Source organism: Desulfitobacterium nosdiversum, from assembly GCF_049860565.1.
In the GTDB taxonomy this organism is placed as follows: domain Bacteria; phylum Bacillota; class Desulfitobacteriia; order Desulfitobacteriales; family Desulfitobacteriaceae; genus Desulfitobacterium_A; species Desulfitobacterium_A nosdiversum.
The window spans coordinates 4,058,410-4,084,582 of record NZ_CP172056.1; the positions used below are offsets into that span (position 1 = coordinate 4,058,410).

The 26,173-nt window shown below is 41.1% G+C and carries 25 protein-coding genes; 5 read left to right on the plus strand and 20 right to left on the minus strand.

Annotated elements, in window-relative coordinates:
• The first annotated feature begins 204 nt into the window (after window positions 1–204).
• The gene (locus ACHOLT_RS19745) at window positions 205–408 is read left to right on the plus strand and encodes a hypothetical protein (protein ID WP_006715315.1); all 204 of its coding nucleotides are present in this window, start codon (window positions 205–207) and stop codon (window positions 406–408) included.
• Here ACHOLT_RS19745 and ACHOLT_RS19750 read toward each other — a convergent pair whose 3' ends face one another.
• From ACHOLT_RS19750 to ACHOLT_RS19795, 10 genes are all read right to left on the minus strand, one after another.
• Window positions 409–1,173, minus strand: coding sequence for an enoyl-CoA hydratase-related protein (locus ACHOLT_RS19750; protein ID WP_425804212.1), 765 nt, complete (start codon window positions 1,171–1,173; stop codon window positions 409–411).
• A 65-nt stretch (window positions 1,174–1,238) separates the two neighbouring features.
• Window positions 1,239–1,658, minus strand: a complete 420-nt coding sequence (locus ACHOLT_RS19755) for a MaoC family dehydratase (protein WP_425804214.1) — start codon at window positions 1,656–1,658, stop codon at window positions 1,239–1,241.
• Between the two features lie 60 nt (window positions 1,659–1,718).
• Window positions 1,719–2,000 (minus strand): ferredoxin family protein, encoded by a 282-nt coding sequence (locus tag ACHOLT_RS19760; protein WP_425804216.1) that lies wholly within the window; start codon window positions 1,998–2,000, stop codon window positions 1,719–1,721.
• Window positions 1,997–3,283: an FAD-dependent oxidoreductase gene (locus ACHOLT_RS19765; RefSeq protein ID WP_425804219.1), complete on the minus strand. Its 1,287-nt coding sequence runs from the start codon at window positions 3,281–3,283 to the stop codon at window positions 1,997–1,999. Before ACHOLT_RS19765 ends, ACHOLT_RS19760 begins: the two co-directional genes overlap by 4 nt.
• A gap of 14 nt (window positions 3,284–3,297) precedes the next feature.
• Window positions 3,298–4,209, minus strand: coding sequence for an electron transfer flavoprotein subunit alpha/FixB family protein (locus tag ACHOLT_RS19770; RefSeq protein ID WP_425804221.1), 912 nt, complete (start codon window positions 4,207–4,209; stop codon window positions 3,298–3,300).
• Window positions 4,210–4,229: 20 nt separating this feature from the next.
• A complete protein-coding gene (locus tag ACHOLT_RS19775; RefSeq protein WP_425804223.1) occupies window positions 4,230–4,997 on the minus strand; it encodes an electron transfer flavoprotein subunit beta/FixA family protein in 768 nt (255 codons plus the stop codon).
• 135 nt (window positions 4,998–5,132) lie between these two features.
• Window positions 5,133–6,272, minus strand: coding sequence for an acyl-CoA dehydrogenase (locus ACHOLT_RS19780; protein ID WP_425804226.1), 1,140 nt, complete (start codon window positions 6,270–6,272; stop codon window positions 5,133–5,135).
• A gap of 91 nt (window positions 6,273–6,363) precedes the next feature.
• Complete coding sequence (locus tag ACHOLT_RS19785; protein ID WP_425804228.1) at window positions 6,364–7,761, minus strand: GntP family permease; 1,398 nt, start codon at window positions 7,759–7,761, stop codon at window positions 6,364–6,366.
• A 16-nt stretch (window positions 7,762–7,777) separates the two neighbouring features.
• Entirely contained in the window at window positions 7,778–9,337 is a 1,560-nt protein-coding gene (locus tag ACHOLT_RS19790) for an acyl CoA:acetate/3-ketoacid CoA transferase (RefSeq protein ID WP_425804230.1), read from the minus strand.
• A gap of 314 nt (window positions 9,338–9,651) precedes the next feature.
• Window positions 9,652–11,064, minus strand: coding sequence for a sigma-54 interaction domain-containing protein (locus tag ACHOLT_RS19795; protein WP_425804233.1), 1,413 nt, complete (start codon window positions 11,062–11,064; stop codon window positions 9,652–9,654).
• 408 nt (window positions 11,065–11,472) lie between these two features.
• Between ACHOLT_RS19795 and ACHOLT_RS19800 the strand changes: the two genes are divergently transcribed.
• The 3 genes from ACHOLT_RS19800 (at window position 11,473) to ACHOLT_RS19810 (ending at window position 13,395) form a co-directional block, all read left to right on the plus strand.
• Window positions 11,473–11,619, plus strand: a complete 147-nt coding sequence (locus tag ACHOLT_RS19800) for a small, acid-soluble spore protein, alpha/beta type (RefSeq protein WP_425804236.1) — start codon at window positions 11,473–11,475, stop codon at window positions 11,617–11,619.
• Between the two features lie 232 nt (window positions 11,620–11,851).
• Window positions 11,852–13,105: a DNA polymerase IV gene (locus ACHOLT_RS19805; RefSeq protein WP_425804238.1), complete on the plus strand. Its 1,254-nt coding sequence runs from the start codon at window positions 11,852–11,854 to the stop codon at window positions 13,103–13,105.
• Window positions 13,106–13,134: 29 nt separating this feature from the next.
• A complete protein-coding gene (locus ACHOLT_RS19810) occupies window positions 13,135–13,395 on the plus strand; it encodes a hypothetical protein (RefSeq protein WP_425804240.1) in 261 nt (86 codons plus the stop codon).
• Between the two features lie 6 nt (window positions 13,396–13,401).
• Here the strand turns inward: ACHOLT_RS19810 and ACHOLT_RS19815 are convergent, their stop codons facing one another.
• The 6 genes from ACHOLT_RS19815 to nhaC all read right to left on the minus strand — a co-directional run bounded on the left by ACHOLT_RS19815 (window position 13,402) and on the right by nhaC (window position 21,339).
• Entirely contained in the window at window positions 13,402–15,087 is a 1,686-nt protein-coding gene (locus ACHOLT_RS19815; protein WP_425804243.1) for a methyl-accepting chemotaxis protein, read from the minus strand.
• A gap of 293 nt (window positions 15,088–15,380) precedes the next feature.
• Complete coding sequence (trxB, locus tag ACHOLT_RS19820) at window positions 15,381–16,601, minus strand: thioredoxin-disulfide reductase (protein ID WP_425804246.1); 1,221 nt, start codon at window positions 16,599–16,601, stop codon at window positions 15,381–15,383.
• Window positions 16,602–16,639: 38 nt separating this feature from the next.
• Window positions 16,640–16,966: a thioredoxin family protein gene (locus tag ACHOLT_RS19825; RefSeq protein ID WP_425804249.1), complete on the minus strand. Its 327-nt coding sequence runs from the start codon at window positions 16,964–16,966 to the stop codon at window positions 16,640–16,642.
• 86 nt (window positions 16,967–17,052) lie between these two features.
• Window positions 17,053–18,534 carry an aryl-sulfate sulfotransferase gene (locus ACHOLT_RS19830; RefSeq protein ID WP_425804251.1) on the minus strand — a complete coding sequence of 494 codons (1,482 nt, stop codon included), beginning with the start codon at window positions 18,532–18,534 and terminating at the stop codon, window positions 17,053–17,055.
• Between the two features lie 144 nt (window positions 18,535–18,678).
• Entirely contained in the window at window positions 18,679–19,776 is a 1,098-nt protein-coding gene (locus tag ACHOLT_RS19835; RefSeq protein ID WP_425804253.1) for a Leu/Phe/Val dehydrogenase, read from the minus strand.
• 138 nt (window positions 19,777–19,914) lie between these two features.
• The gene (gene nhaC, locus ACHOLT_RS19840) at window positions 19,915–21,339 is read right to left on the minus strand and encodes a Na+/H+ antiporter NhaC (protein ID WP_425804255.1); all 1,425 of its coding nucleotides are present in this window, start codon (window positions 21,337–21,339) and stop codon (window positions 19,915–19,917) included.
• A 397-nt stretch (window positions 21,340–21,736) separates the two neighbouring features.
• On the opposite strand from nhaC, the gene ACHOLT_RS19845 reads away from it, so the two are divergent.
• Entirely contained in the window at window positions 21,737–22,432 is a 696-nt protein-coding gene (locus ACHOLT_RS19845) for a Crp/Fnr family transcriptional regulator (protein ID WP_425804257.1), read from the plus strand.
• Window positions 22,433–22,622: 190 nt separating this feature from the next.
• On the opposite strand, the gene ACHOLT_RS19850 is transcribed toward ACHOLT_RS19845, so the two are convergent.
• The 4 genes from ACHOLT_RS19850 to ACHOLT_RS19865 all read right to left on the minus strand — a co-directional run bounded on the left by ACHOLT_RS19850 (window position 22,623) and on the right by ACHOLT_RS19865 (window position 26,149).
• A complete protein-coding gene (locus ACHOLT_RS19850) occupies window positions 22,623–23,042 on the minus strand; it encodes a GNAT family N-acetyltransferase (RefSeq protein ID WP_425804259.1) in 420 nt (139 codons plus the stop codon).
• A gap of 33 nt (window positions 23,043–23,075) precedes the next feature.
• Window positions 23,076–24,254: a pyridoxal phosphate-dependent aminotransferase gene (locus tag ACHOLT_RS19855; protein WP_425804262.1), complete on the minus strand. Its 1,179-nt coding sequence runs from the start codon at window positions 24,252–24,254 to the stop codon at window positions 23,076–23,078.
• A gap of 128 nt (window positions 24,255–24,382) precedes the next feature.
• Window positions 24,383–25,450 carry a butyrate kinase gene (buk, locus tag ACHOLT_RS19860; RefSeq protein WP_425804264.1) on the minus strand — a complete coding sequence of 356 codons (1,068 nt, stop codon included), beginning with the start codon at window positions 25,448–25,450 and terminating at the stop codon, window positions 24,383–24,385.
• Window positions 25,451–25,483: 33 nt separating this feature from the next.
• Window positions 25,484–26,149, minus strand: coding sequence for a hypothetical protein (locus ACHOLT_RS19865; protein ID WP_425804266.1), 666 nt, complete (start codon window positions 26,147–26,149; stop codon window positions 25,484–25,486).
• Between the last annotated feature and the right edge of the window lie 24 nt (window positions 26,150–26,173).

Sequence of the window (26,173 nt, forward strand, 5' to 3'; positions counted from 1 at the left end):
TCAATCGGCCGTAAGAGCTTGTTGCCTGTAAATAGCAGGCGGCAGGCTCTTTAGTTTACCTTTTAGAGAACAAAATGGCTGTTGCCTATTCAGTTTGTTTGCAACAGCCATTTCCATATTTTGTACAATCAGGATCCAATCCCTTTTAATTCATTGTAAGTCCAAATTGATCTGCATATAATGAGGGTGAAAGGAGACGATAGAATGAATATCCAGCCCAAAAAAGTCGGAAGTTTTACACTCAAGGACGGACGGACCCTGGATGCCTATAATTGTTGTACAACGGACGGCTATACATTCTATTATCAAAACGAGGTATTGGCTTGGAAGTGCTTTGCCCTCGCTGAGATACAAGATTTTGGTCAATTAAACCGTCCGGGTTCCTTTCCTTCAACGATCCTAAACTAACTAAAATTTAGCAGGCCGTTTTTCGAGGAAGGCTGTCATTCCTTCTTTTTGTTCTGGAGATGCGAAACAAAGTCCAAAAATACTGGCTTCTAATCTCAATCCTTCTTCAAGTGAACCTTCCAGCCCTTGGTTAATTGCAATTTTAGCGAGGCGGACAGCGTTAGGAGATTTGGATGCAATCATTTGAGCCAATTTCAATGCAGCTTCATCCAGTTGTTCAGGCGCAACGACCTGCTCTACCAGGCCGATTTGCAACGCTTGAGCTGCTGAAATGATTTCTGCGCTGTAAATGAGTTTCTTCGCTTGACCAGGTCCGACGAGGCGAGCTAACCGTTGAGTTCCTCCAAAGCCAGGAATGATACCTAAGCCTACTTCCGGTTGACCGAATTTAGCTTTTTCACTGGCGATCCGAATATCGCAAGCAAGAGCTATTTCACATCCTCCACCGAGGGCAAAGCCTTGAATTACAGCAATTGTAGGAAAGGGAAGTTCAGAAAGTGAGCTAAAGACTGATTGTCCTAAACGGCCGAATTCACTGCCTTCCAGCGGATTTAGGCTGGACATTTGAGCAATGTCAGCGCCGGCAACAAAGCTCTTGTCTCCGCCTCCCTGGATAAGCAGGGCACGGACATCCGTACGGTTTTGAAGTTCAGCAATTGCATTTTTGAGTTCCTGCAAAACTTCAGAATTGAGCGCATTTAAGGCCTTTGGACGGTCAATTACAATTTTTGCAATTCCATTTTCAACTACAAATTCAACAGCCATTTAAGTACACCCCTTTTACAAATTCTTGAAAAGATAAGGGAGGCGCAAGGCCACCCTTATTTTTTTTATAACCCGATTTTCTTAATTACAGCGCTTCCGTCTACGACAACTTCACCCCGTTGATTCGTTACAACAGTTTTTAATTTAAGAATGCGTTTTTCATCCTTTTTTTCCGTGATTGTTGCAGTAGCCGTCACGGTATCTCCAATTTTAACAGGAGCCGTAAATTTAAGTTCTTGACCAAGATAGATGGAGTTCGGGCCAGGCAATGTGGTGCCTAATACTGCGGAAATAAAGCCGGCAGAGATCATGCCGTGAGCAATACGTTCTTTAAAAATGGATTCTTTCGCATATTCCGCATTAACATGAACGGGGTTAAAATCCATAGTCAGTCCGGCAAAGGTCAAAATATCTGATTCTGTTACCGTTTTAGATAAGGAGGCACTGTCTCCCACTTTCATATCTGCATATGCGAGTTCTTTCATATTATCTTACACTCCTTCATTTTTATACTCGGTAATGTGTTTATTGCTAAAAGTTTTTCTTTAACCGTAGCGAAACTCCACGCCAAAGGTTCCTCTGGGATAAACCCATGTAAGACCTTTGGAAAGACAAACGACCCGGCAAGTCCCACACTCTAGGCAACCGGCATAATCAAAGCTGACACTGTCGCCTTGGACTTGATACAGACCTGCTGGACAAGCTTTAACACAAGGTTTTGCCTTACAAGCTGCACAGATGCTTTTATCGAGAACAATATGCGGGACATCTTCGTCGACAATAAACTTATTCGTCCCAAGACGTTCTTCGATACTAAGCTTTTTCATAGAGCGGAAACCCCCTTCCATGCATCTTTGGCAAGCTGTACTAAACCGCCGTATTTTTTAATGTTGCCTAAGGTTGATTTTACAATCGGTTTAGCCGGAGTTCCATCCACTTTGAACAAATTAACCATCATTTCTTCAACAAACAAAGGATAGTGAGCAAAAATCCGCTTATTTTCCATGAATGCCGGGAACTTTGAGTAAGTCTTTAGATCCTGAAGAACAAAGCTGTTTTCCAAGTCTTTTTGATAAGAAGCTAAGCCTTGTTTGCTGTAGTCTTCTTTCTCTTTAGCTGCAATTACAGCGTTAGCTGCCGCTTCGCCGGAAGCAATCGCCAAATCCATGCCTCGAACCATATATCCAATATTCAAAACTAACCCGGCAGCATCACCAACGATGAGGAGCCCATCATGGACCAAAGGAGGCATCATGCTAAGTCCGCCTTCCGGAACCAAGTGGCCGGAGTATTCGACCACTTTGCCGCCTTCAATTAGAGGCTGGATAGCCGGGTGCATTTTAAACTCCTCGATCAAATCGATAATACGATGTTCTGTATGCTCGAACTCCTCAGCGGTGATGACGAGGCCAAGGGAGACTGTGTTCTTATTGGTGTATATAAATCCCCCGCCCTGCAGTCCTTGGGTGCACTCTCCCACATAGAGCTGAGCAGCCCCGTTATCGCCTGACAGGTTGAAGCGATCCTCGATAACGTTACGAGGTAATTCAATAACTTCCTTGGCTCCAGTTGCCACATGTTTCGGCAAAAGCTCTCCGCGGATGCCCGCTTTTTGAACAAGCAGGGAGTTAACTCCATCGGCAGCAATGATGACATTGGCAAACATTTCATCTTCATCACAGCGAACACCAACGACTTTGCCGTCTTTGATAATGAGTTCATCAACTTTGACTCCTGCTGCTAACATTGCTCCAGCTTCTTCTGCCTTAGAAGCAAGCCATGCATCAAACTCTGAGCGTAAAACGGTAAAGGACGGTACTTCATCCCATTTTTGACTTTTGACATCAAGTGAAACTGCAGTTTCACCGGTCATAAAGGTCACGGTTTCACGAACGACCTTGCGTTCAATGGGTGCTTCTTCCCAGAAGTTCGGAATGATTTTATGCAAGGAATGACCGTATAGCCGTCCTCCCGTCATATTTTTTTCTCCCGGTGTACTCCCACGCTCGATCAGCAAAACCTCTAAACCAGCCTTTGCCATACAGTAGGCGGCTACACTGCCCGCAGGGCCTGCGCCAACCACAATGGCATCAAAGCATTCTTCTGACATAATAGCCTCCTTAATTACGCCCCAAGAGCATTGAGCAGGGCCGGAAGAATCTGATACAAGTCGCCGACAAGAGCGTAATCAGATGCCTCAATGATCGGAGCATTTTCATTCTTTTCAATAGAAATAATCATTTTTGAATCACGGATACCAGACACGTGTTGAATTTGACCGGATACACCAATACCGATATATACGGTAGGCTTAACCATTTGTCCAGAAATTCCGATATAGTTCTCTTCTGCCATCCAATGCAGATCTTCAGCAACCGGACGAGTGCAGCCTAACTCTCCGCCCAGTTTGCTACTTAAGCGGCGGGCAAGTTCAATATCTTCCTGTTTAGCCACTCCGCGGCCAACACAAACAACAACACTTGCATCGCCAAGGTTGGATGTAGATTGATTCGGCCTAAGCTCAATCAATTGAACCTTTGATTCTGAAACTGCAGCAGTTTCAATAGGACAAGCTGTGCCTTCAGCAAGAGCTTCAACTGTTTTTGCAACCATAACTGCCATGAAAGGAGCGGAATCTACAACTTCATGGGCTACACAGAGTCCACCGTAAATGTAACGTTCCGCTTCAAAGGATTGACCATTGTGTTGTAAATTAAAAGCTTCATTAATTAATGCTGTATCAAAAGCAGCAGCTAACCGTGCAGCGATCTCTTTCGAACGCTTTGTGCTTCCGCAAAGGATAGCAGCCGGCATTTCTGCTCCAGCACGTTCAATCAATACCGGAACACAATCCTCAGGACGTTTTGCTCCTGTAAATTCAATAACCTGGTCCGCACCTTGTTTAGAAACGGCTTGCGCAGCTTCGGTCGAGAAGGCCCAGGCTACAACACTGTCTCCTTGAGCAACTCCTTTGGCATGAGCCACCAACTCAAGCAGTCCAGTTTGTGTTTCGGAAATAACCCAGATTTGTGACATGATTTTTCCTCCTCCTAGCCCTAACATAAGCCTTCTTTTTTAAGTACACCAACCATTTGTTGAACCATTTCAGCAACTTCACCCTGAACACGGATTTGTTTACGTTCCATAACTGCACCAAGAACACTTTTGCGATTCGTTTTCGATTCAATGGCGCTAACACCGCAATCCGCAAGGGATAATTCTTGAGCAGGTTTTTTAGAAGCGGCAAGAATTTGTTTTAGACTTGGAATTCTTGGTGTATTCACATCAGGAAGAACCGTAATTAAAGCAGGAAGCTTAACTTCAACAACTTCAATTCCTTCCTCCAGTTTACGTTCAGCCCGGAGTACTCCATCTTTGACTTCAACTTTGTTGACAAATGTAACAACCGGAATATCGAGCAGCTGACCCATACGGATTCCGACTTGCTGGGCATATTCATCACTTGATCCTTCGCCGCAAACGATGAGGTCATATTCCTCAATTTTACGAACAGCTCCAGCCAGAATTTTGGCGGTAGCCGAAGAATCAGCTTGACTCATCAACTCATCTTTCACCCAGACTGCCTGAGCCGGTCCTCTGGATAAGGCATCCTTCAGAGAGTTTTTGGCATTGGCAGTTCCAGCAGTGAGAGCCACAACCTCTCCTCCGACTTGTTCGGTAAGTTGTACCCCACATTCGATCGCATTACGGTCATATTCACTGATCTTATTTTTGGCCCGATCCGTAAGCAAGGCGCGGGATTTGGCATCGACTTTCAAATCAGCCTCATCAAGAACCCACTTATAACAGGCAATCACTTTCATTCCTTTGTTTCCCCTTTCGCAGGGAGTGCAGACCTGCGGCCTGCCCTCCCACTCTGCTAATAACGTTTTAAAACTTCCTACTTATTTTTAAATCATATTTTTTAAATGGCATTAAGTTTTGAGCTAAACCACATATTAGCGAAGAACGCTTCCTGCAATAACCATCCGTTGAACTTCAGAAGTTCCTTCATAGATTTCAGTAATTTTAGCATCACGCATTGCTCTTTCAACCGGATAGTTTTCGGTATAACCATACCCGCCATGGATTTGTACGGCTCTGTTCGTAACGAAGCTTGCTGTTTCAGCAGCGAAGAGTTTAGCCATAGCCGCTTCTTTGGTGTAAGGAAGGCCATTCTCTTCATTGTAAGCTGCTTGATAGACGAGGAGGCGAGCAGCCTCGATTTGCGTAGCCATATCAGCGATCATCCATTGAATCGCTTGTTTTGTAGCAATCGGTTTTCCGAATTGAACACGTTCTTTAGCATATTTAACAGCTGCATCTAATGCACCTTCGGCAATTCCAAGGGCTTGCGCAGCAATTCCAATACGTCCGCCATCAAGCGTTTGCATGGCAATTTTGAAGCCTTGTCCGGGTTTACCAATAATAGCATCTTTCGGAATACGGCAGTTGCTGAAGTAAAGTGGTGTTGTACTGGAAGCTTTGATTCCCATTTTGTGTTCTTTTTCGCCAACAGAGAAACCAGGTGCATCTTTTTCAACAATAAATGCGCTGATACCTTTTGTTCCTTGACTCGGGTCGGTCATTGCTGTAACGATGTATACATCAGCATAACCACCGTTGGTGATGAAGATCTTGGAACCATTAAGGACCCACTCATCTCCTTCTAAAACAGCAGTTGTCAGTCCTGCTGCAGCATCTGTCCCTGCACCGGGTTCGGTTAAAGCAAATGCGCCAAGGAATTCGCCGCTTGCTAATTTTTTCAGATATTTTTCTTTTTGAGCCTCTGTACCAAATTGGTAAATCGGCCAGGTTCCTAACGAAGTATGACCAGAAACGATAACAGCGGTGCTGGCACAAACGCGAGCCAGTTCTTCGATAACGATAACATAGCTGATGTGGTCTGCTCCAGCGCCGCCAACCTCTTCAGCGTAAGGTACGCCGAGTAAATTGAGTTCAGCAAGTTGGGGAAGAAGTTCTGCAGGGAAACGATGCTCGCGGTCAATTTCTGCAGCAATAGGAGCAACGGCAGATTGAGCAAACTCTTTGACCGTGTTCTGGATTAAGCTTTGGATCTCTGTCAGTTCGAAATTCATGAAAAAATTCCTCCTTAAATTTAGTCTGTTATAGTGAAAGTGGTGGCTTCGAAAAGTGACTTTCAAAGCCACGTTGACTTAAGATTAACGATTAAACAAAATGGAAAATAGAACTTAGCGGAATCAAGATCAACGGAGCAACAATTTTCATACACGTCAAAGCAAAGATGTCTTTATAGGCTTGTTTATGAGTCAATCCGGTGATAGCCAGTAATGTGATAACAGCGCCATTGTGCGGTAAGGTGTCCATACCACCGGAGGCCATGGAAGCAATCCTGTGCAACATCTCAGGACTTAATCCAATATTATTAGCCATCGCAAGATAGTCTTTACCGAAAGTATCAAGCGCAATACTCATACCACCGGAAGCAGATCCCGTTACACCGGCTAAAACGTTAACCGTAACAGCTTCAGAGAGAAGCGGGCTGCCGCCGCCTTTGATGCTCATTAAAGCATGGGCGATGGATTGGAAACCGGGAAGAGACTTGATAACGTTTCCGAAACCGACTTCAGAAGCTGTATTCATAACGGCTAATAAGGAACCGATGGCACCGGCGTTAAGCGCTTTGGCGACATTGCCTTGCATTTTCTTCGGGTTGATAAAAAATGCAATAATAATTCCAACGGCTAAACCGATCATGAGAGCCCAGTTATTCATGGTACCGACGATTCCGGCTTTATCCATTTTATAAGGAGCTTGGGTAGCCCATGCTGAAATATCCCAATGAACAAAAACAAATTTCGTGAGAACTAAGGTCACAACCAAAACAGCGATCAACGGGACAGTGGATAAGAGCACATTAGGCAAAGTACTGTCTTCAATGATTTCAGGTTCTTGGCTTGTATGGATTCCATAGCCTTCTCCGGCAGCTTGAGCTTTTCTTCTGCGCCATTCAAGGTAAAGCATACCCGCGACAAAAATCATCAGTGCACCGAGAGTACCAGTTACAGGAGCAGCATAAAGGTCTGTATTAAAGAATTTCATCGGAATCGAGTTCTGAATCTGAGGAGTTCCTGGAAGAGCGTCCATCGTAAACGTAAAGGCACCGAGAGCAATCGTTGCAGGAATTAAACGTTTAGGAATATTCGCTTCTTTAAAGACGTTTGCTGCAAACGGATAAACGGCAAAAGCTACAACGAAAAGACTTACACCACCATAGGTTAAGATGGCACAGGCGAGAACGACGGAGAGCATTGCTTGTTTCGTTCCGAGTTTCTTAACAATTGCTTTGGCAATTGCAGCTGCGGCTCCGGATTCCTCCATTGCTTTTCCAAAGACAGCACCTAGGAGAAAGAAGGGGAAGTAAACTTTAACATAGTTCGCAAGGTTGGGAAGAAAAATTTCAGTATAGGTCGGCATTAAGGCCATTCCGGATAATACGGCAGCTAATATTGCAAAAACTGGAGCAAAGAAAATAACTGAGTAACCTTTAAATGCCATAAACATAAGAAGTCCGAGAGCCAGTAAAATTCCTATAACACCTAGCATGGCGATCCCCCTAATTTTATTTTGCGGCTTGAGCTACGTTGAGGTTCATAGGTCCGTCTTGGAAAATTCGAGCATCCATTGTTTTGAGGTTTGGAGAGATGATCGGTTTGAAATCGATATGAGCCAAGACATCGTTCTCTAGGCTAATTCCAGGAGCAATTTCTGTAAGCATCACGCCTTCAGAAGTTAGCTCAAATACAGCACGCTCCGTAATATAAAGGACAGGTTGGTTAACACTTTGCGCATATTCTGCGGAGAAGGTGATTTGCTCTACGGTGTCAATCAGTTTATTGATTTTACCTTCTTGGACAATTTTGAGCTGTCCGTCTTCGACCTTAACTTTTAAACCGCCCGCAGTCATCGTACCGCAATAGACCACTTTTTTGGCATTTTGGGTGATATTGATGAAACCACCGCAGCCGGCAATTTTCGGCCCGAATTTGCTGACGTTGATGTTTCCTTTCTTGTCCATTTGAGCAAGTCCGAGAAAAGCAACATCCAATCCGCCGCCATCATAAAAATCGAATTGATAAGGTTGGTCGAGCAAGGCTTCAACATTAGTAGAAGCTCCAAAACTTCCGCCGCCTGCAGGAATCCCGCCGATTCCTCCGGCCTCAACGGTCAGCGTCATTTGGCTGGCAATGCCTTCTTCATTGGCTACTGCAGCAATCCCTTCCGGCACTCCGATACCAAGGTTGACCGCAGCATTCGGAACGAGTTCAAATGCCGCTCTTCGGGCGATAACTTTACGCTCATTTAAGGGCATTGCTTCCAATTGTCCTACCGGAACCCGAGCCTCACCGGAATACGCCGGATTATAAGACTCGCCAAACGTTTGCCATTGCTCGTCTGCGGCGACAACGATATAATCAACGAGAATTCCAGGAACCTTGACCATTTTCGGATTCAGCGAACCTGTTGAAACGATCCGTTCAACTTGAGCGATAACAATTCCGCCAGAGCGTTTTGCCGCTTGTGCCATAGAGAAAATTTCGAGGGAAACGGCTTCTTTTTCAATACTCAAGTTTCCGCGTTCGTCGGCAGAAGTAGCACGGATAATAGCAACATCCACATTAAAACCTTTATAGAACAGATAATCTTTTCCTTGAAGATTGAGCACTTCAACCATGTCTTCTTGGGTCTTTGCGTTAAGTTTTCCCCCTTCAATCCGGGGATCTACAAAGGTTCCTAATCCGACTTTGCTTACAGTACCAGGCTTGCCTGCAGCAATATCGCGTGTTAACTGAGCTAAAGTACCTTGAGGAAAGTTGTACGCTTCAACCTTGTTATCAACAACAAGGTTTACCATACGGGGAGCTAAGTTATAATGCCCGGCAATAACCCGTTTAACGAGCCCCTCATAACCAAAGTGCCCTACCCCTTTGGTTTTTCCATCGCCGATCCCTGCACAATGGAATAATGTTAAATCCCGGGGGTGGCCTTCATTGAGAAACTGATTTTCAAGTTCCGTGGTAATAACTTCCGCATGCGCTGAACCAGCAAAACCAGTGACTCCGACGCATACTCCGTCAGCAATCTTTTTTACTGCTTCGGCTGCAGTGATTACCTTTGCCACATGTATTCCTCCCTTTCGATAGATTGTTTTGAATGCGACTATAACTTAAAGCAAGTCTCGTGCCAAAAAGTTTGTACAAATACTTTTTTTCACATTATTATCCAAAAAGATTTTTTACGGGCCTTGATTACTCAAGGCTTGAAGGCCCAAGTAAAAATTATTGTTTTTGTGCATAGTACCGGATTATTCATAAATAAAATCAATGGATTGATAAACAAAACTTGTAGCGAATCGCTACAAGTTTATATTGTAATTGCATGCACAAGCACAATCTAAGGCTTTTTTAAGCCTTTGTTCTATTTTAATACATTGTTCTATTTCGCTACATCTTGAGAATCTACAGTCTCAAGTCCGTATTGCTCGATTTTGCGATATAATCTCGTCCGCGGAATGCCTAGAATTCGGGCTGCCTCAGTTCTGCTATGATGGGCAATAATCAAAGCTTTTTTAATAAGATCACGCTCAACTTCCTCGAGAGCTTTATCTAACAAACACGTATCGTGGTTCTTCTTCGTTGTTGACAAACAAATATGGGTTGGTAAATCTTTCATATAGATGACCTCAGAATCCACACTGACAATCAAACGTTCCACTAACGCACTTAGTTCACGAATATTGCCCGGCCAGCTATAGTGACATAAGATATCAAGGACCTCAGGATCAAAACGCTTAAGCGTCTCTGCCTTGTTGCAGTATTCTGTAAGAAAGTGTTGAATCAGCAAAGGAATATCCTCTGAATGTTCCCTAAGTGCGGGTAATTGCAGAGATAACACATTCAATCGATAATAAAGATCCTCGCGGAATGTTCCTTCCTTGATCATCTGTTCTAAATTTCGGTGAGTTGCAGCGATAATCCGAACGTCTACCTTCTCGGCTTCCCGTCCTCCAACGCGCTCCACCTCACGTTCCTGTAAAGCCCTGAGGATTTTCACCTGCATCAACAGAGGCATATCCCCGATTTCATCCAGAAAAAGCGTACCTCCATTGGCAAGCTGAAATTTTCCGAGCTTTCCTCCTTTTTTAGCGCCGGTAAAAGCTCCCTCCTCGTAACCAAAAAGCTCACTTTCCAGCAAATTCTCCGGAATTGCCCCGCAGTTTATGCTGACAAAAGGAAAGTCCGCACGATCACTTTCACAATGAATTGCATGTGCCCAAAGCTCTTTTCCCGATCCACTTTCCCCAACGATTAAAATATTCGCTTTACTATGAGCCATTCGTTTGGCCAGCTCTTTTGTCCGCTTGATAATCGTGCTTTGTCCAAGAATCTGATCAAACGTATATTTGGCTTTAAATATACTTCTAATTTCATTTTGATATTCAGACAGTTTATTATGAAGAACCTGATTTGCTTGTGCTAACTGACTCAGTTCCTCCATCGATTCAAATAAAACAGTGCCAAGACATCCTGCAATCTCTCCGTCATCACCGAATAGAGGAATCCGGTGAACAATGGATTTGATCCCGTTTCCATAAACATGTTCCTTGGAAATCTCCGGTTGACCTGTTGCCAGAACGATCGGAATCCGTGTATTGGGCACGACATCGTTGACATTACGACCAATAACTTGTGCCTTGTCCACTTTGAGAAAATTAGCGTAGTGATCATTAAGCATTAAAACATCACCATTTGCATCCGTAATGATCACCGAAATAGGGAGCGAACCAAAAAGAGAATCCAGGAGATAGATCGTTTCTTCACAAAATGTCATGTTAAAACACTTGCTCATTTAGATCCCTTTCCTTCCTAAAAAGAGTATATATTCCTCAGAGTCATATAAATAACAAAAGCACCTAAAAGGCGCTTTTGAATGCTATAAGTTTCCTTAATTATAATTTCTATTATTTAAAAAAGCTAGAGTTAAAATAAAAAATTTTAATATGTACTTTATTCCATTTTGATATGTCCTTAGAATTTTAACCGGTTACCCCTCCATCAATCAATCTTTGTTAACAAATACATATCCATTTCACGCACTAAAACTTACCAGAATATTTGTCATAAAAAAGGACAAATTAGTATTATTGATTCGCGAATCAAATCAGAACCAAATGCCTCGGAATCAAATGCTCTCTAACAAATCGAAAAGTTTTCAGAACAGCTTCGAACTAAACGAGAACATAGGAGGTTTACGATTATGGCGAAATACAATTTACCTGTAGACAAAAATACCATTGCCAGTCAAATGGGCATTCAATTAGGCGGAGACAAAACCGCTCGTCAAAATGGATCTGTTGGCGGTGAAATGGTTCGCCGCACCTTTGAAAGCTTCGGAAAACGCTAAATTTTCCCGTAATTGGTTATCTATATCAAAGGCTATCCAGGACGTAATAAAAACGTCTGGGTAGCCTTTCTATTTAAACTTGTTCTTCGCTCCAATGCATAATGTTCTAATTCAACGTTCTAACTCAGCAGACTAATATAGAATATATATTTTCATTGATGCAGAATATTTGTTCGTATATAATACAAAAATAAGAACATACGAATCTCATTTTCAAATGGTGGTGAACATAATGAGGCAACGTATTATCTTCCATATTGACGTGAATTCTGCTTATCTTTCTTGGGAAGCCGCCTATCGTTTACAGCATGGTGATCCCATTGACCTTCGCCAGATTCCTTCGGTCATTGGAGGAGACCCGACAACACGGCACGGAATCGTCCTTGCGAAATCCCTTCCCGCCAAAAAACTTAAAGTGCAGACCGGCGAAACCTTGCACTCCGCTCTTTCTAAATGTCCAGAACTTGCAATCGCTAAGCCTAATTATCTGCTCTACCGTCAATGCAGCCGCTCTCTTGGTGAAATTTTAAGCGACTATTCTCCTTTAATTCAGCAGTTTTCCGTCGACGAATACTTTCTTGATTTCAGCCGAATGGAAAAACTCTTTAACGACCCCGTTGGAACCGCTTGCCAAATGAAAGACCGCATCAAAAATGAACTTGGATTTACCGTCAATATTGGCATTTCAAGCAATAAACTGCTGTCGAAAATGGCCTCCGAATTCGAAAAGCCCGATAAAGTTCATACTCTCTTTCCTCAAGAGATTGCCTCCAAAATGTGGCCCCTGCCTATTGAAGAACTATTCATGGTCGGCAGAGCAACTACACACAAGCTTCGCAGCCATGGAATTCAAACTATCGGCGACCTTGCTCATTGTGATGTCCGGCTTTTGCTGCCCGGTCTCAAAAGTTTCGGGCAACTCGTTTGGAACTATGCCAATGGAATCGAGGGCTCGCCGGTTAGACCCGGAGGCAGTATTGATGTCAAAGGAATGGGAAATTCCACAACACTTGCTTTTGATGTGGAAGATCGGAAAACTGCTCACCTTGTTCTCCTCTCCCTTGTCGAAACGGTCTCTGCCCGTTTAAGGCAGGATCATTATCAAAGCTGCCTTATCGCCATTTCTTTCAGGACTCAAGAATTTCTCTCCTATTCACACCAGCGAAAAATTGCTCATCCCACAGACTGCACCCAAGAAATCTGGGAAATCGCATGTCAGCTCTTCGATGAGTTATGGCAAGGTCAGCCTTTGCGTCACATGGGAGTTCGGGTTTCCGACTTAAGCCAGGATGATTTCGTTCAGCTTGCCTTATTTGGAAAAGACTATGCAAAACTCCGCAAGCTTGACCAAGCTGTAGATTTAATCCGTTCCCGGTTTGGTTCTCAGGCAATCATCCGTTCTTCCTACCTTCACTCCGGACTCAAAGCCATGACCGGCGGTGTTATTGAAGAAGAGGAATATCCGATGATGTCCAGCATGCTATAAATATTTACCTTTATTAAGGAGGTGTTACCGTGAAAGTTCTTATGCAGCCCATCGAAATGGTGGCTCGTTTTTCCCAGGACGGCACTCCTCGGCCCGTCAAATACCAAGTCACTTTTGAAGGTGAACCCGTTGTCATTCAGGTCGATCAAATTCTCTTAAAAACCGAAGAAAAGATCGCCGGCAACCGAATGCTTGTTTTCCGCTGTCAAAGCGAAATCAATGGAAGCCTTAAACTGTTTGAGCTAAAATACGAAATAAATACCTGTCGCTGGTTTCTGTTTAAAATTTAAACCTAATTATAATTTAAATTTATTAACTGCTCCTATCAGATGATCGGCCATTTCAGATAAGCTCTGCGAAGCCGCACTTATTTCCTCTATGGAAGCAGTTTGTTCTTGTACAGTCGCTGACACGGATTGCATCTGATCAGTAACCTCTAGGCTTGTATTATTCACTTTGTTGAGTGATACAACAACATTCCCTGTTTCATTAGATATCTTTATCATGACTGAAGATAGAAGTTCTATTTCCTTCGTTAACTCGTCAATAAGATTGCTAATATTATCAAATGCTTTTCCGGAAACATGAACTTTCTCTATGCCCGTTTTAACATTCTCCGCTTCAGCATCCATTGCCGTAGATGCTTCAATTAAATTTTTCTCAGTTTCCTTAATTAAACTTGAAATATCATCTGCGGACTGTTTAGACTGTTCTGCTAGTTTACGGACTTCTTCCGCCACAACAGCAAATCCTTTACCGTGCTCTCCAGCCCTAACCGCTTCTATTGCAGCATTGAGCGCAAGAAGATTAGTTTGATCTGCTATACTGGTAATTACGTTCGTAATACTAAATATTTTATGCGAACTTTCTTCTAAGTCTTTGATCGATTTAATAACGAATGCGCTGCTGTTAGCTATTTTATCCATTTGAGCTATAACTCCGGTTACAGCAAGCATACCCTCTTTAGACATTTTATCTGTTTTTTGGGATAATTCTACAACGCTGTTGCTGCTATCAGTTATCCGTTTAACCTGATTAGATATCTCATTCATAGATATTGTTGAAATATTTATTGCCTGGGATTGCAGATTAGAATTATGGGATACGTCTTCTGCTACATTAGCTACTTGCTCAGTTGCTTTCGCATGTTCTTCTGTACTTGCTGTTAGCTCCTCCGACGTAACAGCTACTTGCGTAGCAGATTCTTTTATTTGAGATACCAAAACCTTAAGACTATCAAGCATAACTACAAAATTTCTTGTTAATTCACCTAATTCGTCTTTTGCGTTATGTGGTTTTATATCCCTGCTTAAGTCACCATTCGCTAAAGCTTTAGAGTATTCCGTTATATTCTTAAGAGGTTCGGTAACTTTTCGGGCACTAGAAAAGCTAACATAAGTTGCAGCTAAATAGGCAAGGATTAAAAATGCAATACTTCCACTACTCAGTTGTTTATATAATACTGCGTTTCTATTAGCTTCACGAATTTTAATCGATTCCTCGTAGTTTCCTAAATCCGTAAATAATGAGTCTGTATCTTTACGAGCAGCTCTAGCTTCATTAAAACAGATTGCGTTAGCTTCAGTAATTTTAGCTTGGTGGTATAAATCCACAATTTGTAAATTATAATTCGTAAACTTTGTATAGTTGTCTTCGACCTTTTTAAGGATAGATTTTTCTTTTTCGTCTACCATTACTGACTTAATAAAGTCAAATCTTTTTTGGGCTTCCACTTTTTTAGTTTCAATCTCTTTAACATAAGAGTCGTCCCCTGTTAGCAAGAACCCCCTTATGTCATTGGATTGCCCGGCGAAATAAAATTGCAGCTCTCTGAGAGCTATTACACTCTGCATTGTGTTATCAACCAAATGATGACTGTTAGAATATAAAAATCTCATTCCAAAAATCCCGGCTATTGAAGTAATGCATAATAATAAAGCAATAAGCAAATTACCCAACAACAATCTCGATCTTACTTTCAAATACGACACTCCCCTTGGATATTTATTAACATTTTAGTAAACATTCTCCAGGTAACCCTATAATTCCTTTCAGAGTAATGTTAACTAAAGGTTAAAAAAACAGGATGGCTACACTTTTAAGCATGCCATCCTGTTTCTCTAGAATATCAATTTATGAAAGAAGTATAGTCTTGTTTTTAAGATACAAAAAGATCATCTTATCCGCAGCAGATAAAGGTGATCTTTTTAGCTATCTTTAAAAATCGAATTTAATTCTGAGACGCTCCTTGTACTACTTCACTGATTATTGGTATCTATATCTGAGCTTTTAGGCTTTCTTTATCCATCGTATAGTAAAGTTGTTTGACCTTTTCTGCTTTATTTAAAACTAAAGCAGCAGGTACACTATTAACCTCATATTTTTTCGCCAGGTTTTTTGGGGTCGCCATATCCACCTTCACGACTTTATAGTGTTCACCCAGCTCCCGGTTAGCTTCTTCTAATAAAGTGCTGAATTCCAAACTTTCATTATTTAAGGCATTGAAGAAAAGGAGTAAGACTTTCTTGTCGCTTTGGAGAATGTTCGTATTAAACGCATTTAATTCTTCGATGTAGCGTTCAGCGGCAACCGCTGCTACAGCTCCGTCTCCGGCGGCCGAAACAACTTGTCTTAAATATTTGATGCGGTTATCCCCGACCGCATATACTCCTTCAAGATTCGTTTCCATCATTTCATTGATGGGAATATACCCTCTTTTGTCCATGTCGATGCCGCTGTCTTTGAGAAAATGAGTGGAAGGAACCATTCCTACAAAAAAGAAGACTCCCTGACAAACCAGTTCAGTCGAACTTCCTGTTTTTAAGTTCTTGATTTTTACCCCTTCAACATTTTCTTCGCCCTGGACTTCTTCAATCGTGGAATTCCAGATAAACTCCATTTTTTCATTTTGGAACGCTCTTTCGGCACTGACTTTATTGCAATCGAGAACGCCTTCGTCATGGAGCACAATCACAGTGACTTTACGGGCAAACTTGGTAATATACATTCCTTCTTCAATCGCTTGGTCCCCGCTGCCCACGACAACAACATCTTCTCCTTCGAAGAACTCGGCATCACAGGTCGCACAATACGCGACACCGCTGCCCTGGAGCCGCTTTTCGCCCGAGATGTTTAAAAGCCTTGGTTCACTGCCACAGGCAATAATGACAGCTTTTGCCGAAAATTCCTTGCCTTTTTTTGTGGTAATGATTTTGTCTCCCCGAGTAAAATCTGTACTGACAACCTCGTCGCGTAAAAACTCGACACCAAACACTTCCGCATGTTTTTTAAAGTCGAGCATGAGATCAGAACCGCTGATTTCCGGATATCCGGGATAATTGACAATCTCTCGCGTCGTATTGACTAAACCGCCTATGGTTCCTTTATTGATCACGAGGGTTTTCAGCTTGGCTCTTGCCCCATAGATTGCTGAAGAAAGCCCTGCCGGACCGCCGCCAATGATGATTAAATCATATGAATTCTTTATATCTCCCATTTTCCCAACTCCTCCCTCTCTGTAAGCATCTTTTATGATTATAATTCAAGGACTTCTGTAATTTTATCCACGACTTGTTCCTCTTCAGCAGCACCCGCCATTTTGCCTTGATATTCGCCGTCTTTAAAAAAGAGAATCTGAGGAACACCTTTCAGGGAGAATCTTTGGAATAAATCTTTATCTTCTTCTACATCCACATAATAGAACCCAAACTTACCCTTATACTGTTGTTGAAGATCTTCCAGAACTGGGACAACGCCCTGACAAACGTGACATGTTTTTCTTGAGAATATAACTAAGCATTGTTCTTGGCTATCATAAATAGCCTTTTCAAACTGGTCAGCATTTAATTTTTCCAGCGGCATATTTCTTTGCTCCTTTAATTGAGAAAGGAGTGGTCGAAGCACTTCATGTACTTGCGGCCATTCCTTTACTCGTTCCATCTCATAAATTAAAACAAATTAAAACCGTCATCATCATCGTCATCTTTTAAAGAGAGATCCTGGTCCCCTGCGGCAACGCAGGCTTGATGTACCTTGGGATAGCCGATAGTTCCTTCTACCCCGACAACATCTTTAACTTCGCAGTCGGCTGCTCCGGGAACACGGAATTTACGAATATCAAGCATGGGGATTGCCGTTTCTTTGGGTTCAGGAAGTTGGGGGATATAGCTGTAAGGATAACGATAACCCCGATAGTAAACCTCTGCCGGATTTTCGGTAAATGGCGAGATGAATTCCCACACGACATCTTTCATCCGAGTAACCTCGAAGAAACGACCGCCTACTCCTTCGGTTATGAAGGTATTTCCATTCGGAAGACGTTGAGCAGTACTGGTCAATGGACTATAGAAACGATAATCATTAATTAGTGGTGAACCATAACCCATAAGTTCACTTGCTGTAAGTTGCCAAACCACTTTCATGGTTACAGGGTTTAATTCAAGAACACGGGAACGGTCAGCGATGTTGACTTTTGTTCCATCTTTAGATATATTGCTGGGTTCGCCATAACCTGACCAACCGCCATTATCAAAGATAAGAATGTTTCCTGCTCCGGGAAGTCCTTGAGGAATCATATGAACATGATGCTGCCCAATAATTTGTCCGATTTTTCGAAGTTTCGGATCATCGGCATAATCAGGCCCCATTTTCCAAACAACTTTACCGGTTTCTTTAGAAATGATAGCGATAATATTGGATTCACGGGCATCCCAAATAATATTATCCGGATGGAAACGTTCGTCGCCTTTATCGTACCATTTATTAGGGCCGAGAACGCTCATGGAGTTAATGTGCATCCAGTCGCCCATTCCGCCGCCCGCTTCATGCAGGTTCGGATTTTTATAGAGGGCTAGTTTAGCTGCAGCGCTGAAGCCATATTCATTGAAATGGTCTACAGCATGCCATTCCCAAACAATATTTCCTTCCCAGTCCACTTCAATGATAACATCATCCAAAAGTTGCTTGTCAGAGATTCGTTTGTTATAGCAGTTATCATGGCAAAGGATTAAGGTGTTGCCGCTATCGGTCTTACACTCCATTCCAGGTACATAGTAACCTACAGTGTTGCCTTCTCTTTGATAGTCATGATGCTGACGAGCCATCCAACGCGGTTCTTCGCCTTCATCTTCAATATACTCTTTCTTATTAAATTCCCAAACCACTTTACCTTCCCAATCAACTTGTATAAGGTCGATTTGGTCTTGATAGCCGAATTTAGCGTTTCTTCTGCCACGACTTCCCATGACATAACCCCCGGGAAGCAATTTATTTGGCATTCCAAGAAGATCTTTAAATACGCGAACAACTCTACCATTCATGTCAATAATTACGCAGCCTAAACCGGGTGCATTCAAAATGGTGTAACCGTTAAAACATTTTTCCGGGTTATAAATTGTAACACCTGTAGGATGAATAAAGGGCTGACCCATTTTAACAACACTCCTTACTCTACAATAACATCAATAACAGCCGCAAAGCCGTAAACACCGGCAACTAATTATTCCGGCAAAAATTGTCGGAATAATTAGTTGCATACCTGATGCAAAACTGGCAATAGTGTTTAATATTTTCCTTTAAACAGTAAATTTATTTTGTAAACGCATTACCTTATCTAGTTTTTCCTCAACAAGAAGATCAGCCACAAGATAGGTGGGTTTGTTTTCCTTCTTAGAAACTTCAAAAATACGGCTCATTGTATCATAAATCAGGCTTGTATTTTTAAATGCACGTTCTTTATTGAACCCATGGAACTCATCCGCTACTGCAATAAGTCCACCCGCATTGACTACATAATCCGGTGCGTAGAAGATACCCATTTCATGTAATTTATCACCATGGCGGGGCTCAGCTAACTGATTGTTTGCAGCACCACAAATAGCTTTACACGTCAATTGAGGAATTGTTTCGTCGTTGATAATTGCACCTAAGGCATTTGGGGAAAAAATATCACATTTTACACTAAAGATTTCATCAGGCTTAACCATTGTAACTTCCGGATGTGCTTCTTTTACTGCCTTCACATTATCTTCAAAAATATCAGTAGCAAAAACCTTTGCCCCTTCATCGAGCAGATGCTGAGTAAGAACTTTACCAACTTTACCGAGACCTTGGACTGCAACGGTTAATCCTTTTAAGGAATCCGTTCCAAAAGCTGCTTTGGCAGTTGCTTTCATACCCCGGTATACACCAAATGCGGTAATAATCCCCGAATTTCCACTGCCTCCATACTCTTCAGGTAATCCATTTACGTATTTAGTTTGTTTGTTTGCGGAAACAAAGTCCATACCTACAGTTCCAACATCAGTTCCTGTCCAGAAGCGTCCCTTTAAGGTTTCAACAAATGTTCCTAAAGCTTGGAAAAGCTCATCCGATTTATCTTTTCTAGCGTCACCGATAATAACGGTTTTACCACCGCCACACATTACATTAGAAATCGCACACTTATAGGTCATACCGCGTGAAAGACGAAGTACATCAGTGATTGCGTCTTGTTCGCTTTCATAATTCCACATCCGGCATCCGCCTAAAGCGGGACCTAAAGTTGTATCATGAATACCAATAATAGCCTTAAGTCCAGTAGTTTTATCATAGTTAAAAACCAATTGTTGATGACCATATTTCTCCATTTGTTCAAAAATACTATAAACTTGATCTTTTTCACATTTTGACATCGACTTTTCTCTCCTTATGATTTTAATTACGTTTTGATTTTACCCATTCCTTAACGTTCTTCTATGACTTATTCCTTAATGTGCAGAAAGATCAATCAACATTCCCTTAAACTAAGGCTACTTTAGCTTTGAACCAAGTTAAGCTTTCGCCCCAATTACAGGCTTACGAACCGGTGAATTGTCCGACCGCCATATGGCAAAACCCGTATATCCATAAGTTATTGAGAATATCGGAACAATCCAGCACATAAACGCATAGGGTGCAAATTCATAAGCACTGACTCCAAGCACACCTAAGATATAGAAAGCATGTACACTCCAAGGTACAAGGGGGCTTGCAATGCATCCGCCATCTTCCACTGTTCGGGAAAGAACTCGCAAGTGCAATCCTCTTTCTCTAAATACAGGAGCATACGCACGTCCGGGAATAATCATTGTAACGGATTGACTCCCCGTACCAATTAACATGATGTAACTTGCAAACAAAACTGCAATAATAAGTCGGCCGGTATTGGTAGCCCATTTTAAACTTGCATCAACGATAACTTCCAATATCCTCGTCTTTTCTAACACTCCGCCGAAAGAAACTGCTGCAATCAATAACATTACCGTACTCGTAATACTATTAATCCCTCCACGGCTCAGTAAATTGTCCAATTGTTTCACACCGGTGTGACCCACATAACCATTCACTGCCGAGTTAAAAATCGCAATTATTGATTGTCCTTGGAATATCAATGCAACTATCGCTCCAAGAACAACAGATAACGTAATAAGAGGAACCGCTGGAATTCGACGATAAGCTAGAATTATTAATAACAAAGGCGGAACTAAGGTCCATAGCGAAAGATTAAAAGTTGCGTTAAGTGTTTGAAGGATAGTTGTGATATCCCCGCCTAAATTGCTTCCGCCATTATGGTTCATACCCATTAAAGCGTAAATGATAGCTGTTACTACAGCAGCCGGTATTGTGGTCCACATCATCGAACCAATATGGCTGAATAAGTCTACTTCGCAAACAGAAGAAGCAATATTTGTTGAACTAGATGCCGGGGACATCTTATCCCCAAAATAAGCTCCTGAAACTATAGCCCCCACTACTAACGGAAGCGGATAACCAAGTGCCTGACCAACACCCATCAAAGCAATGCCCACTGTTCCCATAGTGCCAAATGACGTTCCGGTCATAGTTGAAGCAACAATACACAATATAAAAGTTGTAACCAGATAACTAGACGGAGATATGATTTTCAGGCCCCAGTAGATGATAGTTGGAATAGTACCAGCAAGAATCCAAACGCCAACCAACATACCTACAGCTATTAGAATAAAAATAGCAATATGAACTCGGTATATAGAATCAAACATTCCTTCTTGTAAATCCTTCCAAGAATAACCTAAGTATTTTCCAAATAAACAAGCAATAGCCGTTGCAATTATTAACGGAAGAATAGCGGGCAACTTTGCAACAACCGTACCCCAAAGAATAATTAGCACTGGGATCACAAATGCCACGACAGCTTCAATTAACCCTGGTTTTCTTGAACTACCATCAGTAATCATAATAGACCTCTCCATTCAGTTGCAAAATTCAACACGGGAAATCTAAATTGTGGTATTTCTACAAATGCGTATTTAGTTGTAGTGTCTTACCTATAATAACCTGTTTATTCTTCCTTTCTTTAAAGCTTTAAATCATACACCTTTGTTCAAATAAGTTTATCAGTAGAAGGAATCATTCCGCTAATTAGCAGAATACAGTTCCATGCATGGTTACCTTCTAACACGATTATATTATTTGACTTTTTTAAAATCTGTTGTCCAATTAACATCTTTAAAAATTATTTGTATATTTTTTGTCTTTTTGAAAATTTAAATAAAGATTGATTAACTTTAAAAAGTATGGTATCTTTGTGGCGAAAATAACAAAGTCAACAAGATCAGGTCGGGGGGGATTTTCTTGGATGAATGTTCAACAAAATTCGAATTATTAGGTTCTCCTTGGATATACACAAGCCCACATGCTGAGTGGAATACCCCTGCTATACATGGTATTGTTAAACAATTTAAAAAGAAAGAAATAATCATACACAGTGGTGAACAAATTGATTGTATCTATTATTTGAACAAGGGACGAATCAAAACAGTTGCAATAAGTCCTTCAGGAAATCAAAAAATTCTTTGGTATATTGAAGCCGGCTGTATTTTTGGTGAGACAGCCTTTTTTAACCAGAAACCATGTGACTATAACTTTCTTGCCATTACAGATTGCGAAGTATACATTTTTCCTAAGGATATGATAATACAAGAAATAATTCCAAAATTCCCCGATCTTACATTGTCCATTATCAGAACACTATCGCGAAAAGTTCATATTTTATCTATACAAGTTGAAGATTGTGTTTTTAGTAAACCTCTAATTCGTGTAGCTAAATTAATTTACCTTCTGTACCAAGGACATATCCTTAAAGACAAAAAAGAAGACTCAACTATTCCTCTTACTCAAGAAGATATAGCTAGTACATTGGGAATGCATCGGGTTACAGTCAACCAAGTCCTAAAACATTTGAAAGAACTCCAAGCGTTAGAAGACCATACGCATCTTATTATCGTTAAAGATGTTAAAATACTAAAAGAAATTTTTAATGAAAAATAGAGGATTTACAAGTCGTAAATCCTCTATTTTTTAATTAGGGCGTACCAAGTCACTTTTGAAGGAGAACCCGTTGTCATTCGCGTTGATCAAATTCTTCTTAAGACCGAATAATAGATCGCCAGAAACAGAACATTTGTTTTCAGCTGTCAGAGTCTTATTAACGGTTTGCTGAAAATATTATTTTTAACCACTAATAGATTTTTCGAAAACCTTGCACAGAATCTTTAAAACCAACATTTTCATAAAATTTATGCGCCTCTTTTCTAAAACCAGATGATACAAGAATTGCATAAGCACATTGTTTTCTTTTAGCAAATTCATCAAGGGACTCCATTAATTTTCTCCCAATTCCTTTTCCTCTTAGCCCTTCTTTAATAATAACATCTTCAACTACTAAAAAAGACACTACCAAACCTTTGCAACATATACCAAGTGCAGAACCAAGAACTCTATTATCTTCTTTGGCAACTAATAATAAATAATTCTCATCCATTAACATTTTTTTATATGTTTCAAATGATTTGTCAATGAAAATCTTAAATGGGATAAGAGTACTATATAATTCTAACAAATCTAGAATATCCTCTTTCTTTAACTTTTCTATAATCATAATTTGAAACCATCCTTATTTTTGTATCTATCTTTAAAACTCACTAGCTAAGGCTTCAAAGGCCGAAAGCGATTTCTCAATGGTTTTAAGGCTGACACAATAGGAAAGACGAAAATATCCCGGCACCCCAAAAACACTGCCAGGTACGATAATCAAATTATGTTTAAGCGCCCGATCTTTAAACTCTATATCGTTTTTGATTAAAGATTTTGGAAAGATGTAAAACGCCCCTTGGGGTTTAATACAGGAAAATCCAAGTTTAATCAGATGATTATAAAGAATATTTCTTCTCTCTTCGTAGATTTGCTTATCGACAACCTCATCTAGAGTTTCGCTAATCACCTTTTGATAAATTCCAGGAGCATTGATATAGCCGAGGGTGCGATTGCAAAAAGTCAGACCGTCCATTAGCAACTGGACATTATCCATTTGGTCATTTACTGCAATATAACCGATTCTTCCTCCAGGCAAAGAATGCGATTTGCTAAAAGAATTAACAATAATTGAGTTTTTAAAAATATTTAATACTTTAGGCAATACAATATTGTCATAGACAAGCTTATTGTAGGGTTCATCGGAGATTAGATAAATTGTTGTATTCAGTTCTCTTTCTTTTCTTTCAAGAACTTCGGCCATCGCTTTAAGGACTTTTTCACTATAAACAACACCGGTTGGGTTATTGGGAGAATTGATGATAATAGCTTTTGTTTTAGAGTTAATGCTTCCTTCTAAGCGATTTAGATCCGGCTCAAACGTCTCAGATAGGGAAGGAATTTCGATAAGTTTCCCCCCGTGGTTATCCACATAGAACCTATATTCGCTAAAAAAGGGAGTAAAAACGATGACTTCCTCATCTGGATTCAGAATCGTTTTAAAAACTACGTTTAAAGCACCGCCAGCTCCGCAGGTCATCACGATATGCCGATAGGTTAAATTCCGGCCAGTCTCTTTATTAATATTATCAGCAACCTTTTCCCGCACTTCGGAATATCCAGCATTGTTCATATAACTGTGCAGGCCGGGTTTATCTTCCTGAACGAGGCGTTTTAAAGTCTCTTTAACAGCTAATGGTGGCTCAGGATCAGGGTTTCCAAGAGAAAAGTCAAAAACGTTTTCCGAACCATAAATTTTCCGTAATGCCTCACCTTCTTCAAACATTTTTCGAACTAAGGATGAACTTGACAAATTATCTTTAACCTTATTTGATATCATAAATATCCTCCAATAAGTATTTTTTAAAAGTTAAATTTTTAATTCTTCGGAATTAAGTAAGGGACACCTTCACTTTTTTTGCAAGCTGATGTGTCCCCCAATGCTCAAAGAATATTCATTACTTTTTTCTACTCGCTATAAACTCTTGCTTCTTCTTCCCCTCTAAGTACTCTTAATGTGCCCAAGGCTAAGGATTCCATTTCATTTTCGCCGGGCATAATTTCTACAGGCGCAATGAATTCTACACGCTTTTTAATCCAGGAAGTTAACATTTCCGAATAAGCAATGCCTCCCGTAAGGATAATCGCGTCCACTCTCCCTTCTATTACCGTTGCAAGTTCACCTATTCCTTTAGCCACTTGATAAGCCATGGCTTCATAGATGAGTTTTGCTTCTTCGTTCCCGTTTAATATCATCTTCTCAACTTCCCGGGCATCGGTGGTGTTAAGATATGCCTTTAACCCGCCATTCCCGCGAAGTTTTTTATGCATTGTTTTTTTATCATACTTTCCGGAAAAGCAAAGATTGATAAGACTTTTACAGGGAACTCTTCCCGATCCTTCAGGGGAGAATGGGCCCTCGTCATCAGGGATGACATCCACCAATTTCCCCTTTTCATGAACATTTAAAGATATGCCGCCACCCAAATGAGCCACAATGAAATTCATATCACTGTATTTTCCGCCTAATTTTTGAGCCAATTTCATGGCCATTGCTCTTGTGTTTAAGGCATGGCTTGTACTTGTTCTAGGGATATCCGGCATACCGGATATACGGGCAATCGGTTTAAATTCATCTACCCTCACAGAATCATAAATGTAGGCTGAAATGCCTGCTAAATTTGCTATTTCATAGGCAATTAAGGCCCCTAAATTAGAAGCATGTTCCATTGCCGGATTATTCTTTAACCGCTCAAGCATTTTCTCATTAACTGTATAAGCTCCTGATTTTACTTGAGGGAGCATGCCGCCTCTTCCAACTACAGCAGACAATTGATCAGCATCATATCCATGTTTTTTTAGGCAGGAGAGGACAACGTCCTTTCTCATTTCAAATTGCTCCTGCACCTTGTCATATTTTCCAATTTCCTCAAGAGGATGATTTAACGTTTCACAAAATAGTTCTTTATCATCTTCATACAATGCTATTTTAGTCGAAGTAGAACCCGGATTAATCGCTAGAATCTTATACCCCATAGGCCGGCACCCTCCTTTAATCGTGATTACAAATTAAGCTGCAGCTTCTACCTCTAGAGGCTTTTGTTTTTTTGCTATTGCTAACAAGGCCCCCAAAGCTATCGATAAGAATGCGGAAACAAGAACTCTATATTCACCGGGCAATAAGAAAACTAAAGTGTGAGCGGGTATCCAGAAAAACGGACAGGTTTTAAGCCAGCTAAACTCGACTAAAGAATTCCAGTCATTTTCCGCTATAAGTTCTCTCAACGTAATTTTGCCTTTTTTCTCATGCTTGGCATCAATAAACATGTCGGTGAATCGATGAAATGCCATCATCATAGGTCCAAAGGTAACATTCATAATAGCGCTTCCGAAAAATGCCTGCGCCAAAATTGAACCCTGAAAAGGAAGCTTTCCCGAAGCCTGAGCTGCAACTACACCCCCCATATAGACCACAAAAACAAGGGTAATCATGAGGCCGATGATCCCCCAAATAACAGCTCTGTATACCAACCCCTTGGGAATACTCCACTCTCCCTGAAGAATCCTTATTCCCAGTAAGTCACCCATAGTTGCCAATATAGCGAACTTAATGAATCCTCCTGCATAAGGATGTGCCTCTGTCGCCGTCATAAATACCGTCCTTGAAGCAGGCACGGTCAAGATGATGATCCATATCAGCAAGGCTATCGCCCACAAATAGTCCCCTCTTTTCATATCTTCTATATCCTTCTATTTTTT

Coding starts and splice junctions, on each gene's coding strand:
- ACHOLT_RS19745 (WP_006715315.1), top strand. CDS start 205: ATGAATATCCAGCCCAAAAAAGTCGGAAGTTTTACACTCAAGGACGGA.
- ACHOLT_RS19750 (WP_425804212.1), bottom strand. CDS start 1,173: ATGGCTGTTGAATTTGTAGTTGAAAATGGAATTGCAAAAATTGTAATT.
- ACHOLT_RS19755 (WP_425804214.1), bottom strand. CDS start 1,658: ATGAAAGAACTCGCATATGCAGATATGAAAGTGGGAGACAGTGCCTCC.
- ACHOLT_RS19760 (WP_425804216.1), bottom strand. CDS start 2,000: ATGAAAAAGCTTAGTATCGAAGAACGTCTTGGGACGAATAAGTTTATT.
- ACHOLT_RS19765 (WP_425804219.1), bottom strand. CDS start 3,283: ATGTCAGAAGAATGCTTTGATGCCATTGTGGTTGGCGCAGGCCCTGCG.
- ACHOLT_RS19770 (WP_425804221.1), bottom strand. CDS start 4,209: ATGTCACAAATCTGGGTTATTTCCGAAACACAAACTGGACTGCTTGAG.
- ACHOLT_RS19775 (WP_425804223.1), bottom strand. CDS start 4,997: ATGAAAGTGATTGCCTGTTATAAGTGGGTTCTTGATGAGGCTGATTTG.
- ACHOLT_RS19780 (WP_425804226.1), bottom strand. CDS start 6,272: ATGAATTTCGAACTGACAGAGATCCAAAGCTTAATCCAGAACACGGTC.
- ACHOLT_RS19785 (WP_425804228.1), bottom strand. CDS start 7,761: ATGCTAGGTGTTATAGGAATTTTACTGGCTCTCGGACTTCTTATGTTT.
- ACHOLT_RS19795 (WP_425804233.1), bottom strand. CDS start 11,064: ATGAGCAAGTGTTTTAACATGACATTTTGTGAAGAAACGATCTATCTC.
- ACHOLT_RS19800 (WP_425804236.1), top strand. CDS start 11,473: ATGGCGAAATACAATTTACCTGTAGACAAAAATACCATTGCCAGTCAA.
- ACHOLT_RS19805 (WP_425804238.1), top strand. CDS start 11,852: ATGAGGCAACGTATTATCTTCCATATTGACGTGAATTCTGCTTATCTT.
- trxB (WP_425804246.1), bottom strand. CDS start 16,601: ATGGGAGATATAAAGAATTCATATGATTTAATCATCATTGGCGGCGGT.
- ACHOLT_RS19825 (WP_425804249.1), bottom strand. CDS start 16,966: ATGCCGCTGGAAAAATTAAATGCTGACCAGTTTGAAAAGGCTATTTAT.
- ACHOLT_RS19830 (WP_425804251.1), bottom strand. CDS start 18,534: ATGGGTCAGCCCTTTATTCATCCTACAGGTGTTACAATTTATAACCCG.
- ACHOLT_RS19835 (WP_425804253.1), bottom strand. CDS start 19,776: ATGTCAAAATGTGAAAAAGATCAAGTTTATAGTATTTTTGAACAAATG.
- nhaC (WP_425804255.1), bottom strand. CDS start 21,339: ATGATTACTGATGGTAGTTCAAGAAAACCAGGGTTAATTGAAGCTGTC.
- ACHOLT_RS19850 (WP_425804259.1), bottom strand. CDS start 23,042: ATGATTATAGAAAAGTTAAAGAAAGAGGATATTCTAGATTTGTTAGAA.
- ACHOLT_RS19855 (WP_425804262.1), bottom strand. CDS start 24,254: ATGATATCAAATAAGGTTAAAGATAATTTGTCAAGTTCATCCTTAGTT.
- buk (WP_425804264.1), bottom strand. CDS start 25,450: ATGGGGTATAAGATTCTAGCGATTAATCCGGGTTCTACTTCGACTAAA.
- ACHOLT_RS19865 (WP_425804266.1), bottom strand. CDS start 26,149: ATGAAAAGAGGGGACTATTTGTGGGCGATAGCCTTGCTGATATGGATC.